At 48.6% G+C, this 13137-nt stretch carries 14 protein-coding genes; 12 read left to right on the forward strand and 2 right to left on the reverse strand.

From position 1 onward, the window contains the following. The 7 genes from ACNKH6_RS03355 to aspS all read left to right on the forward strand — a co-directional run bounded on the left by ACNKH6_RS03355 (position 1) and on the right by aspS (position 4084). Positions 1–255, forward strand: a complete 255-nt coding sequence (locus ACNKH6_RS03355) for a type II toxin-antitoxin system Phd/YefM family antitoxin (RefSeq protein ID WP_417914132.1) — start codon at positions 1–3, stop codon at positions 253–255. Next, positions 252–512, forward strand: a complete 261-nt coding sequence (locus ACNKH6_RS03360) for a Txe/YoeB family addiction module toxin (RefSeq protein ID WP_417914133.1) — start codon at positions 252–254, stop codon at positions 510–512. The genes ACNKH6_RS03355 and ACNKH6_RS03360 overlap by 4 nt, the downstream gene beginning before the upstream one ends. Continuing rightward, a complete protein-coding gene (locus ACNKH6_RS03365; RefSeq protein ID WP_417914134.1) occupies positions 509–718 on the forward strand; it encodes a DUF2283 domain-containing protein in 210 nt (69 codons plus the stop codon). The genes ACNKH6_RS03360 and ACNKH6_RS03365 overlap by 4 nt, the downstream gene beginning before the upstream one ends. 24 nt (positions 719–742) lie before the next feature. After that, positions 743–976: a type II toxin-antitoxin system HicB family antitoxin gene (locus ACNKH6_RS03370; RefSeq protein ID WP_417914135.1), complete on the forward strand. Its 234-nt coding sequence runs from the start codon at positions 743–745 to the stop codon at positions 974–976. Beyond that, on the forward strand, positions 969–1208 hold the full coding sequence (locus ACNKH6_RS03375; protein WP_417914136.1) for a type II toxin-antitoxin system HicA family toxin: 240 nt from the start codon (positions 969–971) through the stop codon (positions 1206–1208). Before ACNKH6_RS03370 ends, ACNKH6_RS03375 begins: the two co-directional genes overlap by 8 nt. Before the next feature lie 173 nt (positions 1209–1381). Next, positions 1382–2209, forward strand: a complete 828-nt coding sequence (locus ACNKH6_RS03380; RefSeq protein ID WP_417914137.1) for a hypothetical protein — start codon at positions 1382–1384, stop codon at positions 2207–2209. Between the two features lie 90 nt (positions 2210–2299). Beyond that, the gene (gene aspS, locus ACNKH6_RS03385) at positions 2300–4084 is read left to right on the forward strand and encodes an aspartate--tRNA ligase (protein ID WP_417914138.1); all 1785 of its coding nucleotides are present in this window, start codon (positions 2300–2302) and stop codon (positions 4082–4084) included. Positions 4085–4281: 197 nt separating this feature from the next. Here aspS and ACNKH6_RS03390 read toward each other — a convergent pair whose 3' ends face one another. Continuing rightward, a complete protein-coding gene (locus ACNKH6_RS03390; RefSeq protein ID WP_417914139.1) occupies positions 4282–4524 on the reverse strand; it encodes a hypothetical protein in 243 nt (80 codons plus the stop codon). Between the two features lie 57 nt (positions 4525–4581). On the opposite strand from ACNKH6_RS03390, the gene ACNKH6_RS03395 reads away from it, so the two are divergent. The 5 genes from ACNKH6_RS03395 to ACNKH6_RS03415 all read left to right on the forward strand — a co-directional run bounded on the left by ACNKH6_RS03395 (position 4582) and on the right by ACNKH6_RS03415 (position 11771). After that, complete coding sequence (locus ACNKH6_RS03395) at positions 4582–5346, forward strand: Clp protease N-terminal domain-containing protein (protein ID WP_417914140.1); 765 nt, start codon at positions 4582–4584, stop codon at positions 5344–5346. Positions 5347–5372: 26 nt separating this feature from the next. Next, a complete protein-coding gene (locus tag ACNKH6_RS03400; RefSeq protein ID WP_417914141.1) occupies positions 5373–5849 on the forward strand; it encodes a type II toxin-antitoxin system VapC family toxin in 477 nt (158 codons plus the stop codon). 225 nt (positions 5850–6074) lie between these two features. Next, positions 6075–8225, forward strand: coding sequence for a hypothetical protein (locus ACNKH6_RS03405; protein WP_417914142.1), 2151 nt, complete (start codon positions 6075–6077; stop codon positions 8223–8225). A 415-nt stretch (positions 8226–8640) separates the two neighbouring features. Then, complete coding sequence (gene clpB, locus ACNKH6_RS03410) at positions 8641–11226, forward strand: ATP-dependent chaperone ClpB (RefSeq protein ID WP_417914143.1); 2586 nt, start codon at positions 8641–8643, stop codon at positions 11224–11226. 383 nt (positions 11227–11609) lie between these two features. Then, the gene (locus ACNKH6_RS03415; RefSeq protein WP_417914169.1) at positions 11610–11771 is read left to right on the forward strand and encodes a hypothetical protein; all 162 of its coding nucleotides are present in this window, start codon (positions 11610–11612) and stop codon (positions 11769–11771) included. Here ACNKH6_RS03415 and ACNKH6_RS03420 read toward each other — a convergent pair. Further along, complete coding sequence (locus ACNKH6_RS03420; protein WP_417914144.1) at positions 11702–13093, reverse strand: sodium:proton antiporter; 1392 nt, start codon at positions 13091–13093, stop codon at positions 11702–11704. The genes ACNKH6_RS03415 and ACNKH6_RS03420 overlap by 70 nt on opposite strands. Positions 13094–13137 lie beyond the last annotated feature (44 nt).

Raw genomic sequence — 13137 nt, forward strand, 5'->3', positions numbered from 1 at the left:
ATGAATGCAGTTCCGGTATTGCAGGCGGCGAGGAATTTAGATGCCTTGATTGATCAAATCATTGCGGATGCGGAGCCAGCTATTCTGCTGAATGATAAAGGCAGCAAGGCGGTGCTGATGTCGCTGGATGAATTCAATTCTTGGCAAGAAACTCTGTATCTGCTTTCCAACCCAGCCAATGCCGAGCATTTGCGCCAGTCGCTTCAGGAGGTCAGAGAAGGCAAAGTGATTGAACGGGAGTTGATTGATCCATGAAGCTGCTGTTCACTGAATCTGCATGGGCAGATTATATTTGGTTTCAGGAAAATGACAAGCGGCTCTTGAAAAGAATCAACGATCTTATCAGAGAAACGAAAAGAACGCCGTTTGCGGGAATTGGCAAACCTGAACCGCTGAAAGCGAATTTGCGTGGTTGCTGGTCACGGCGAATCAATTCGGAGCACCGATTTGTGTATGAAGTCGCCGAAGATGTGCTGACTATTATTTCATGCAGATTTCACTACGAGAAATGATACAGGTCTCCAGAGTAGATGAAGAAAGCGATGCCCTTTATTTTCGGCTTGATGACAAGCGGATTGTGGAATCAGAAGAAGTCAGGCCGGGCGTTATTCTTGATTTTGATGAAAACGGCAGCGTGATCGGCGTGGAGTTTCTCGGTATTTCAGCACGGGCAAGCAAAGAGGAGCTTTCCGCAATGCACTTTCAGGCGGCGGCATAATCACAATTTGAAACCGAGGAACAAATGAACAAACAGCTGAAAATCATTGTCGAAAAGCATTCGGATGGATATGTTGCGTATCCGCTCGGCTTGAAAGGCGTAGTTGTGAGTGAAGGCGACAGCTACGAAGAAGTATTGAGCAACGTCAAATCTGCGATAGAATTTCATATTGAGACATTCGGCTATGAAGTTTTTCAAGAAGACGAGGCTGTCTTGGAAGCATTTATAGCTGAAACAAGGGTGGCGGCAAATGCTTAAATTCCCTGCTGACGCGCCCAAGTCACGGGTGATCAGCACATTGAAACGGCTTGGTTTTGAAATCGTGCGGGAACGCGAGCATATTGCAATGATCAGAGAAAATGCGGACGGAACCAAGACTCCTTTGACCATGCCGAATCATCCAACTTTAAAAAGTTCGACGCTGAGGACAATCTGTACGCAGGCTAATATCAGTCGGGGCGATTTTCTGAGAATATACGAGCAAGTGTAGTTTCAGGAATTGAACGACCTGAATTATTTTCTCATGGCGAAGGTGGAGCACGGCACGGTTGTTTGGCCACACGAGCAGGATATTTGCTCAGACACTTTGTATTTGGAAGGCAAAGAAATCGAAAAAAATCATTGATGTCTTAAAGGTTATCGAGATCGATACAGGGTGCTATTATGCCAAGATGCAAAGATTGTACACATTATTGGAGCAAGTCTTTTCCAGAAATGCCGTGGAATTATGAATGCAAATTTGGACATAGTACACCAGATTATGGAGATACAGAATCGTGTTCTGATTTCAAAGAACAATACACAATATTCGATTCAGCAGATTGGTCGAATCCATGGGACAGAAATAGCGACGAAAACTACGAAAATAACGAATCAGAAAATATTAAAAGCAAAGAAGAAGAAAGCTATTCTTACTCATCAAATACTTGTTATGATAGCTATTCAAGCTACTCAGGAAACGAAAGTATATGCGCTAAATTTTTTAATTTTACATTTTTGTTATTTTTTGGAATTATTTCTTTTTATATTTCGTTTAATGTTTATTCATGTCAAAAAAAAGAAGAGGCAGCAAGACATGCAAGAATAGCAAAGGAAGAACGTCTTGAAAATTTAAAAAATAAGTCAAGAATACCAACAAAACAACTATCAAAATTCACACTTATTTCCTATTACGGACAAAACACAGATGTTATAATTGATGATGTTAGTGTTAAATCTAATTTTTATAAAAAGTCTAAATCTGATAATGATATTGAAGTTTATCCTTTCGGTCTAATGGCAAATCATTATGTTTTATACGACGAAAGAGAAAAGATGTATGCTGTAGTTGTAGAGTTCTGTCATCCGGCAGCTATAACATATCCAAAAATAGGTTATTCAAAAAACAAGAAATATGCGGATGGTATAAATCGAGAAATATTTAACGCTCGAAAAAAATGGAAACAGCTACATGAAGAGACGTTAAAAAATGTTTGTTTTAGATGGGAATAGAATTGATATGAATTTTATTCAAAATAATCCGCCTCAATGACTGCTTGTTTTCCCTTTGTTCTGAATTATTTCCCCTAAAAAGAGACGTAGATGGACTCACTCGGCGCGCTGCGGCGCACACATGACTGCAACAGTCTCGGCCTGGACAACCTGAATCAGGAAGTCGTCCTCATGGGCTGGGTTCTTCGCCGCCGCGACCACGGCGGTGTTATCTTCATCGACCTCCGCGACCGCTGGGGCATCACCCAAATTGTCTTCAACCCGGAAATCAACCCCGAACCGCACGCCAAGGCGCACCAGCTGCGCTCTGAATGGGTTCTGGCGGTGCGCGGCAAGGTTGAGGCGCGGCCCGGCGACATGGCCAACCCCAAGCTGAAGACCGGGGCCATCGAAATTCTGGTCAACGAGTTGCGCATCCTCAACGCCAGCCGCACTCCGCCCTTCCCGCTGGACGAAGACAGCGATGTTTCGGACAATATCCGCCTGCAATACCGCTATCTTGATTTGCGGCGGCCCGAAATCGGAGCCAATTTGGTCATGCGGCACAAGGTGATGCAGGGCGTGCGAAATTTTCTCTGCGACAACGGCTTCTTGGAAATCGAAACGCCGATGCTGACGCGCTCCACGCCGGAAGGGGCGCGGGATTATTTGGTGCCGAGCCGGGTTAACGCGGGCAAATTTTTTGCTTTGCCGCAGTCGCCGCAGCTTTTCAAGCAATTGCTGATGGTTGCGGGCATGGACCGCTACTTCCAGATCGTCAAATGCTTCCGCGACGAAGACCTGCGCGCCGACCGCCAGCCGGAATTCACCCAGATTGACCTTGAGCTGAGTTTCATCAGCGAGGAAGACATCATGGCCATTGCCGAGGGCATGGTCAAAAAAATCTTCAAGGAAACTCGGAGCATCGAGCTGACCCCGCCATTCCCGCGCATGACCTATCAAGAAGCCATGTCGCGCTACGGCAACGACAAGCCGGACACCCGTTTCGGCATGGAATTGGTTGATTTGACCGAAACTTTGCGCGGCTGCGGCTTCAAGGTCTTCAACGCCATCATCGAAGAAGGCGGCGTGGTCAAGGCGATCAACGCCAAGGGTTGCGGCAATTTTTCGCGCAAGGATTTGGACGACTTGACCGCGTTCGTCGCCGCTTTCGGGGCCAAAGGAATGGCCTGGATCAAGGTCAAAGAAGACGAGTGGCAGTCGCCGATCACCAAGTTTTTCAATGAGAACGAGATTGCGGCGATGCGCGATGCCCTTGGCGCGGAGCCGGGCGATTTGATCCTTTTCGGCGCGGACAAGCTGGCCCCGGTCAATCAGCAGCTTTCTGAGCTGCGCCTTGAGCTGGGCCGCCGCCTCGGTCTGCTGGACAGCAATGTCTTCAACTTCCTCTGGGTGACAGATTTCCCGCTGGTCGAGTTCGATGCCGAGCGCAAACGCTACGCCGCCGTGCATCACCCGTTCACTGCGCCGCTGGAGCAAGACCTTGATTTGCTTGAGACCGAACCGCTGAAAGTCCGCAGCCGGGCCTACGATCTCGTCCTCAACGGCAGCGAAATCGGCGGCGGCTCCATCCGCATCCACAGCCCGCAAATGCAGGCGCGGCTGCTCAATTTGCTCGGCATCGGCGCGGAAGAGGCCGAGGAAAAATTCGGCTTCCTGCTCCGCGCCCTTGATTTCGGCGCGCCTCCGCACGGCGGCATGGCCTTCGGCCTCGACCGCCTGATGATGCTGCTCACCGGCTCCAGCTCCATCCGCGACGTGATCGCCTTCCCGAAAACCCAGAAGGCCACCTGCCCGCTCACCGACGCGCCGTCGTCAGTTGAGCGCAAGCAGCTGACAGAATTGCATCTTCGGCCTGATTGGAAGGAGGCGTAAGCTGCGCTTTCCGGCGCGTTTTGATAGGATGCGCTGTAGGGGCAGACCGTTGTGTCTGCCCTTGTTTATTGCCTTGGCAGGGAAGCCGGACGAAATTATATTCATCCTCCTGAAAATACGGCATAATCTGTAAATTTCAATATCGTAGGAATTACGCAGTTGAAATGAGAAATTCAACTATTACAGCAAATTGTTTTTTATGTTGCATAATTCTCCCATTGCATAAAATCAATAGGTTGGCAGTCGAATTGCGTAACTTCTAACTCATCTAAACTTTCGATAAAATCATTGACGGCTTCGATAATTTTATCCAAAAAATACACTTCGGCAACTAAGTTTTGCTTCGGAAAACCGAACAATTGCCTGCAAAAGCCCCTTCGTTCGGCCAGCACAGGCCGCCCGCAGTCCATCCCGCCGCCGTCTTCAATTTCTCCCCGCATTGACAGCCTGCAAAAAATTCTTATTTTCTCCTGCACAGCCACCCCACGGAGAAAGCCATGAAACTCGATAAATTCACTGTCAAATCGCAGGAAGCGGTGCAGGCCGCAGTCAGCTTGGCCGAGCAGTTCGGCAATCAGGAAATTCAGCCGGAGCACCTGCTCAAGGCGGTGCTGGAGCAGCCCGAAGGCGTTGCTGTTCCGGTTTTGCAAAAAATGGGCGCGAACCCTGCCGCAATCCTCAGCGAAACCCAGCAGCTCATTGACAAGCTGCCCAAGGTCAGCGGCAGCGGCGCGGGCCAAGTGTATCCGTCCCAAAATTTCAGCAAAGTGCTTGATCAGGCCTTCAAAGAAGCCTCGGCCATGCAGGACGAGTACGTCAGCCAGGAGCACCTTTTCCTCGCTGTGCTTAAAAGCGGCCACTTGGCTGCTGCAAAAATGCTGGAGCGGCTTGGCATTACGGCGGACAAATTTCTGCAAGCCCTGACCGCCATTCGCGGCAACCAGCGCGTGACCGACCAATACCCGGAAGACAAATATCAGGCCCTCGAAAAATACGCCCGCAACCTCACTGATGTTGCGCGGCGCGGCAAGCTCGATCCGGTCATTAGCCGCGACGAAGAAGTGCGCCGGATTATTCAAGTTCTCAGCCGCCGCACCAAGAACAACCCGGTGCTGATCGGCGAGCCGAGCGAGGAGGACACTATCGCCATCCTGCGCGGCATCAAGGAGAAGTACGAGGTGCATCACGGCGTGCGCATTCAGGATGCCGCGACGGTGGCGGCGGTTGTTCTTTCCGAAAGCTGCTTTTCCGGTTGCGTTTGAGAGCGCGGAAGGTATAATGAATCTTTATGAAAAAGATATACATAGAAACGAGCGTTGTGAGCTACTATGTCTCAGATCGTTCTGAAAACATAAGAATTGCAGGGCATCAGATTTCCACAATTGAGATGTGGAACCGGCTGTCGGCATTTGAAGTTTATATTTCTGAGGCGGTTATTGAAGAAAGTCTGAAAGGAGACCACAGACAGTCGGAATTGAGGCTGGAAGCAATAGAAGATTTTAACGTGCTTGAGGTTGATAATAAATCAGAAGAGTTGGCAGTAATCTTGTTGCAGAAAAAAGCTGTTCCTCATAATTCCCCAGAAGATGCGTTGCACATTGCTATTGCGGCAGTAAATGAGATTGATTTTATTTTGACGTGGAATTTTAAGCATATAAACAATCCATTCATGCGGGATAAAATCAGATTAACTGTTGAAAGTACAGGGTATAAATGCCCTGTAATCTGCTCGCCCGAAGAGCTGTTAGGAGAAGACGATGAATGACCCGATAGTGAATGAAATAAGGAAATTTAGAGATGAGCACGCTAAGATGTTTAATTTTGACATCAAAGCGATATGCGATGACTACAGGAAAAAACGCAAATTTTACGCAGAAAAGCTATCAAAGATTAGAAATAAAAAGATTAAGTCTAACGAGCAGATGTGAATGTGACCTCCGTTTGAGTTAAAGAATGTCTTAAACTGATCAAGTCAAAATAACTACCGAATATGAACAGTCAACTGCCTTATCAGCCAGCTCAATGGGAAAAAATTGTGGCCACGATTGTGGCCTTGTTTATTGTAGGGCTGATTTCTTTCCTTGTTATTCGAGACAAACCTTTTTCTGATAGCAATTTCCCAATCTTCATAAGAATTCTACTCAGTTTAGCTTGCGCAGTCTTGGGCGCAGTTATACCGGGATTTCTAAATATAGATTTACAAGCAAAAGGATTACTCATTCGTGCTGGAGGCGCGTTAGCACTTTTTGTCATTACATATTTTTTTACGCCGCAAACTATTTCTCCCTCTGTTGAAGAGAAATTTCCAAAAACACGCCAAGATCAGCAGATGACCAAACGGCTTCTGTTTCACTTAGGGTCTTATTTATCCGGCATAGACAGACAGTTCTATCTTTTTGATTCATACAGCAATGAAATTGATTCTTTTTTGTCTTCAGATAAAATGAATCAATTTCAATATGATGAACTTTATAGGGCAGGAATACACACTAAAGATGAAATAAAAAAAACAAAGAATTTTTTCGAACCAATAACAAATGATATTATTACTTGGAGCAGCAAGACACCGATAAGTGCTGCTGACCTCACAGCGGTTCCGGTTCTTTTTAATAGAAATATTGATGATTTATTAAACCATATAGATTTTCTCTTGAAAATTTCTCGAATTGATTCTTCGGTTGAACATCAAATAAAGAAAAAAACTCTTTCAAATTATAGAGAGCAAGTATATCAGAATGCTGTAGTATTTTGGTTTGGATTAAATGAAATACTTCTTCCTATCAATCAAACGAACAAGGCTTTTGAAGAAATTTTTGAGCCAATTTTAACAATGCTCAACTTTTTTTCAAAACCTGAGATGAGATGGCTTTCAAATAAAAAAGAATGTCAGCGCAATCAAAATCAAGCTATGGAGCGCCTCAAATATTTACAAAATGAACTTTCTTCCATGGTTGGCGATTTACAAACAGAATTGTCTGAAATGAAAAAACGACTCGAAACGATTACATCAAATCTTATTAATTGGCTTGATCAGATTGACAAATCTGGCAGTACAATCAAAGCTGCACAAACGACATTTTTTCCTCTTCTTGAATCCGTATGGACTGATACAGATAGCCAAATTGGATTAACACCAGCGAACAGAGCAAGTAAATCAAAAATAATAATAGATAACATGATGAAAGATTTAAACCCTGTTTTTCAGAAATTTGCAAAGAGTGAAGAACTGATTGGATTGGTGAATATCTTATCAAAGATAACTGCAACTTCAGCCTCTTCATTTTCAAATTTTTCAGACTTAAAAGAATATCTGTCTAATCTAAATGACAAATTGTTGCGATTGCAACAAGAGTTTACTGAACTCAATCTTGCTTCTTCAACAAAAGAGGGCAAACGTAAGATAGAGGAAATTCAACTTGAATTTGAATATATACATTTATGGTTGCAGTTTTGTGGAGCACAAATACAGTTGATGGTTGGAATGCTTCCAGAGGCAGTCTCTCCACTTGCATTTGCTCAGAAAAATTTCAACTATTTATCTGTAGTTTCAGACGCATCTGAATTAAATCGCCTGCTGACAAAAAGAAAAGAATTAGTTGAAAGAAAAAGAGCGTTGCTTTCCACGGTTAAAGATGAAGTAGCTACAATTCAAGAGGCTACGCAAAAACATAGAGAGCAGATAAAAGTAAAATTTGCTATTTCTCCTGCCGATGATGCAGAGTTAGTATGGGGGAAGGCAATTCGTTTTCTTTCTGCTGGATTTAAGGAAGAGTGCCTTGCAGCCTTGGATATTTACTTAAAGCGGACAAAAGATTCAGCGGCGAAACAATATACAGAAAAAGCAAAGAAATTCATCCAAGAGCGTTATCCAAATGATTACAATGGCGGTGTGATCGTTGTAGGTTTTGAGGGTAGAAAACATAGTTCATTATTAATTGGTGATATTATTACTGCGATTGACGAAATCGCTGTTCGAGATATAGCTGAGTTTGTAAAATTAAAAAAAGAAAAAAATTTCAAAGGAATGAATATGAGCGTGTGGCGATTGGACAAAGAAGACCATTTTGTGAAATACACGATTTCAACTAAGCCTGTCGATCCATTGGTTGGCGTTGCTACGTTGGGTGAAGTATTCAATTAAAAGAAAAAGTAAATATATTTTGCCACGTTCTGCAACAATTAAACTCTCCTCTCAGTAATCCAATAGACACATCTGGCAACACCCTCCCTCCTTACCGTAACCCACCCTTTTAATTCCCACATCCACCGTCTCAATAATTTCATCCAAAATTTAGATTTCCTACCCCTAATTTTTCGATAATTTTATCTAAACTTTCGATAAAATCATTGACGGCTTCGATAATTTTATCGAAAAAATACACTTCGGCAACTAAGTTTTACTTCGGCAAAACGAACAGTTACCTGCGAAATTTCCTCCGTTTGGCCAGCACAGGCCGCCAGCAGTTCTTCCAGCCGCCGTCTTCCATTCCTCCCCGCATTGACAGCCTGCAAAAAATTCTTATTTTCTCCTGCACAGCCACCCCACGGAGGAAGCCATGAAACTCGACAAATTCACTGTCAAATCGCAGGAAGCGGTGCAGGCCGCCGTTGCTCTGGCCGAGCAGTTCGGCAATCAGGAAATTCAGCCGGAGCACCTGCTCAAGGCGGTGCTGGAGCAGCCCGAAGGCGTTGCGGTTCCGGTCTTGCAGAAAATGGGCGCGAACCCCGCTATTGTCCTCAGCGAAACCCAGCAGCTCATTGACAAGCTGCCCAAGGTCAGCGGCAGCGGCGCGGGCCAAGTGTATCCGTCCCAAAATTTCAGCAAAGTGCTCGATCAGGCGTTCAAAGAGGCCTCGGCCATGCAGGACGAATACGTCAGCCAGGAGCACCTTTTCCTTGCCGTGCTCAAAAGCGGCCACCTTGCCGCTGCAAAAATGCTGGAGCGGCTTGGCATCACCGCTGCCGGTTTTCTTCAAGCATTAAGCAGCATTCGCGGCAACCAGCGCGTGACCGATCAATACCCCGAAGACAAATACCAAGCCCTCGAAAAATACGCCCGCAACCTCACCGATGTTGCGCGGCGCGGTAAGCTCGATCCGGTCATTGGCCGCGATGAAGAAGTGCGCCGGATTATTCAAGTTCTCAGCCGCCGCACCAAGAACAACCCGGTGCTGATCGGCGAGCCGGGCGTGGGCAAAACCGCCATCGTTGAAGGCTTGGCGCAGCGCATCGTCAACGGCGACATCCCGGCTTCGCTGCGGGGCAAGCAGGTGCTCGCGCTTGATCTCGGCCTGCTCATCGCGGGCGCGAAATACCGGGGCGAATTTGAAGACCGGCTCAAGGCGGTTTTGAAGGAAGTGGAGAAAAAAGCCGGTGAAATCATCCTCTTTATTGATGAAATTCACACCCTTGTCGGCGCAGGATCGGCGGAAGGCTCGATGGATGCCTCCAACATGCTCAAGCCCGCCTTGGCTCGCGGCGAGCTGCACTGCGTCGGCGCGACCACCCTTGACGAATACCGCAAATACATTGAGAAAGACGCGGCCCTCGAACGCCGCTTCCAGCCGGTTTTGGTGCAGGAGCCGAGCGAGGAAGACACCATTGCCATCCTGCGCGGCATCAAGGAGAAGTACGAGGTGCATCACGGCGTGCGCATTCAGGATGCGGCGACTGTGGCGGCGGTTGTGCTCTCCAGCCGCTACATCAGCGACCGCTTCTTGCCGGACAAAGCCATTGATCTGATTGATGAAGCCGCGTCGCGCCTGCGCATCGAGATTGACTCCATGCCCACCGAAATTGACGAGCTGGAGCGCAAGCGGATCAAGATGGAGATCGAGCAGGAGGCTCTCAAGAAGGAGAAGGACAAGGCTTCGCAGGAGCAGCTTGAGCGGCTCAAGAAAGATTTGGCCGAACTGAACGAACGCCTGAATGCCATGAAAGGGCAGTGGCAGCTCGAAAAAGATGTCATCCAGCGCATCCGGGCGATTAAAACCAAGATTGACGAGGCCCGCAGCGAGGAGCAGCGGGCGGAGCGGGCCGGTGATCTGAGCAAGGTGGCGGAAATCCGCTATGGCCGCATTGTTGCTCTGGAAAAGGAGATGGATGCCGAAAACCGCAGGCTGGCTGAGGTGCAGCAGGAGCACCACATGCTCAAGGAGGAGGTCAGCGCGGAGGACGTGGCGGCGGTAGTCGCTAAGTGGACGGGCGTACCTGTGGACAAGCTATTGGAAGGCGAGAAGGAAAAGCTGGTGCAGGCCGAGCAGCAGCTCGCCCGGCGCGTGATCGGCCAGAAAGAGGCCATTGCTTCGGTCGCCAACGCGGTGCGCCGCGCCCGTGCGGGTTTGCAAGACCCGGACAGGCCGCTCGGCTCCTTCATTTTTCTTGGCCCGACAGGTGTCGGCAAAACCGAGCTGGCCCGCAGTCTGGCGGATTTCCTCTTTGATTCCGAGCAGGCCATGATCCGCATTGACATGAGCGAGTACATGGAGAAGCATTCCGTGGCCCGCTTGATCGGTGCGCCTCCTGGCTATGTCGGCTACGATGAAGGTGGAATGCTGACCGAAGCTGTGCGGCGGCGGCCTTATTCTGTCGTGCTGTTGGACGAAATTGAAAAGGCGCACCCGGATGTTTTCAATGTCCTGCTGCAAGCCCTTGATGATGGCCGCATGACTGACGGCAAAGGGCGGACGGTCTCCTTCAAAAACACGATCATCATCATGACTTCCAATCTCGGCAGTCATGTCATCATGGAGCTTGGCCAAAGCAACCCAGATGAGATGCGGCAGCAGGTGGATGAACTGCTGCACCGGCAGTTCCGGCCTGAATTCCTCAACCGGGTTGATGAAATCATCACCTTCCACGGCCTGCGCCGCGAGGACTTGATGCAGATTGTGGACATCCAAATTGCCAGAATGGCGAAACGGCTGGCCGACCGCAAACTCTCTGTCGAATTGACAGAAGCAGCCAAGCTCTTCTTGGTGGAAAGCGGCTATGATCCGGCCTTTGGCGCACGGCCTCTCAAGCGGGCTATTCAAAGGCAGATTGAAGATCCGCTGGCGTTGGAGCTGCTGGAGGGGAAGTTCGGCGAGGGGGACAGGATTGTGGTGGATAAGGGGGAGGAAGGGCTGGTGTTTGGGAAGTAACTTTGGCTGGATTTACGAAGCGGCTTTCATAGAATAGAAAGCCGTTTCGTAAATTTTGTATCCTTCCATATAGTTGAAAGGGTGAAGGGAAAATTATTCTTCTTTCTCAATTTTTTAAAAATTAATTATTTTATCAAGTTGTTGTCTTGCTCTTGTAGTTTCAGACATAGATTTTATGTACTCTTCAAGCTCATACGAGTCATTCTTACATGCTGAATTAAAAAAACTATTTGGATTGAAATTATCTGAAAAATCTTAAAGGCAATTGAAAACGGAAGTATAAAACATACCCAACATATCAGTCTGATAATAAAAAATGGAATTCTTAACAAGATGCCAATAAAACATATTGAATCTTTCATGTGGCGGCAGTGGTCGCCGACGTGGAGTGTCGGTGGGCAAGCTGCTATAAGGCTAGCGCACGGCCTTTGAAGCGGGCCATTCAAAGACAGATTGAAGATCCGCTGGCTTTGGATCACCAAAAAAATATCAACGTCACCAGAACAAACAGCGGCAGCAGCAGGCCGCACGACCAGGCCATATAGCCGAAGAAGCTCGGCATCTTCACGCCGTTTTCTTCGGCGATGGCTTTGACCATGAAATTCGGGCCATTGCCGATGTAGGTGTTCGCGCCCATGAAAACCGCGCCGCAGGAGATGGCGATCAATATTTCCGCCGCCTGTGCGCCGCCTGTGGCGAGAAATTCCGCCAGATATTTCTGATTTTCAACGCTCACGCCCATGCTGCCTGCGGCGGTGGCGGCAAAGGTGAGATAGGTCGGGGCATTGTCGAGAAAGCTGGACAGTGCGCCTGCGGCCCAGAAAAACTGCCACGGATCGGTCAAGCCCAGCTCCTTGCCATGCACATTCAGCACGGTCAGCGGCGCGATCATGGTGATGAAGATGCCAAAGAAGAGCACCGCCACCTCAATGATTGGAGCAAAAGTGAAACTGTTGGCCGCCCGGATTTCTTTTTTGGTGGTGAAATATGCGGCCAGCGTGAGCGCGGTCATCAGAATTTCCTGCATCCCGAACGGCCATTCACCGCCCCAGCCCTGGCCCTTGCCAAGAATCACCAGCACAATGCCGCCGAGAAAAAAGAAATTGTGCCAGCCTACGATGCCGAGCGGCTCATGCATCAGCACTGCTTCGAGTTGCGAGCCTTTGCGCTCCTTTTCCTCGCGAGAAAGCATGTATTGATCCACCACGTTGCCGATGATGATCAGCAGGCCATTGACTGTCAGCCATTCTTTCCAAAGCTGAAGCGTCCAGCTGAAGGGCACGCCTTTGAGGAAGCCGAGAAAAAGCGGCGGATCGCCGAGCGGGGTGAGAAGGCCGCCGCAGTTAGAGACCACGAAGATGAAAAAGACCACCAGATGCACTTTCTTTTCCCGCGCCCGGTTGGCCCGCAGCAGCGGCCTGATCAGCACCATTGAGGCCCCGGTGGTGCCGATCAAACTGGCCAAGACCGCGCCGATGACTAAAAAGGCGGAGTTGGACAGCGGCGTTCCGGCCAGCGAGCCTTTGATGTAGATGCCGCCGGAGATGACGAAAAGCGCGGTCAGCAGGACAATGAAGGGCAGATATTCATGCAGCAGGGCGTGGAGCAGGCTTGTTCCGCCTGCCTGACCAAAAGCAAGCAGCATATAGGCCGAAAAAATCAGGGCAAAAAAGCCGCTGACCAATGCCTTGCTGCTGTTGCGCTCCCACCAATGATTCGCGGCCAGGGGCAGCACGGCGATACAGAGCAGGAGCAGGGCGAAGGGGGCGATCCAGATCGGCGAAATGTCCGGGCTGTGGCCGCCGCTGGCCAGTGCCGCTGCCGGGGCGCAGAGCAGCAGGGCTGCGGCTGAGAGAATTTTGATCATGATCTGTGCGAAGAAATCGTTGCAATTGAGCCGCCTGCGCGGCT

Origin of the sequence: Candidatus Electronema sp. JM (assembly GCF_048287415.1) — a bacterium.
GTDB lineage: Bacteria > Desulfobacterota > Desulfobulbia > Desulfobulbales > Desulfobulbaceae > Electronema.

Bases quoted from the DNA above. Each gene is read 5' to 3' on its own strand.
- ACNKH6_RS03355 (WP_417914132.1), top strand. From the start codon at position 1: ATGAATGCAGTTCCGGTATTGCAGGCGGCGAGGAATTTAGATGCCTTG.
- ACNKH6_RS03360 (WP_417914133.1), top strand. From the start codon at position 252: ATGAAGCTGCTGTTCACTGAATCTGCATGGGCAGATTATATTTGGTTT.
- ACNKH6_RS03365 (WP_417914134.1), top strand. From the start codon at position 509: ATGATACAGGTCTCCAGAGTAGATGAAGAAAGCGATGCCCTTTATTTT.
- ACNKH6_RS03370 (WP_417914135.1), top strand. From the start codon at position 743: ATGAACAAACAGCTGAAAATCATTGTCGAAAAGCATTCGGATGGATAT.
- ACNKH6_RS03375 (WP_417914136.1), top strand. From the start codon at position 969: ATGCTTAAATTCCCTGCTGACGCGCCCAAGTCACGGGTGATCAGCACA.
- ACNKH6_RS03380 (WP_417914137.1), top strand. From the start codon at position 1,382: ATGCCAAGATGCAAAGATTGTACACATTATTGGAGCAAGTCTTTTCCA.
- aspS (WP_417914138.1), top strand. From the start codon at position 2,300: ATGGACTCACTCGGCGCGCTGCGGCGCACACATGACTGCAACAGTCTC.
- ACNKH6_RS03390 (WP_417914139.1), bottom strand. From the start codon at position 4,524: ATGCGGGGAGAAATTGAAGACGGCGGCGGGATGGACTGCGGGCGGCCT.
- ACNKH6_RS03395 (WP_417914140.1), top strand. From the start codon at position 4,582: ATGAAACTCGATAAATTCACTGTCAAATCGCAGGAAGCGGTGCAGGCC.
- ACNKH6_RS03400 (WP_417914141.1), top strand. From the start codon at position 5,373: ATGAAAAAGATATACATAGAAACGAGCGTTGTGAGCTACTATGTCTCA.
- ACNKH6_RS03405 (WP_417914142.1), top strand. From the start codon at position 6,075: ATGAACAGTCAACTGCCTTATCAGCCAGCTCAATGGGAAAAAATTGTG.
- clpB (WP_417914143.1), top strand. From the start codon at position 8,641: ATGAAACTCGACAAATTCACTGTCAAATCGCAGGAAGCGGTGCAGGCC.
- ACNKH6_RS03420 (WP_417914144.1), bottom strand. From the start codon at position 13,093: ATGATCAAAATTCTCTCAGCCGCAGCCCTGCTGCTCTGCGCCCCGGCA.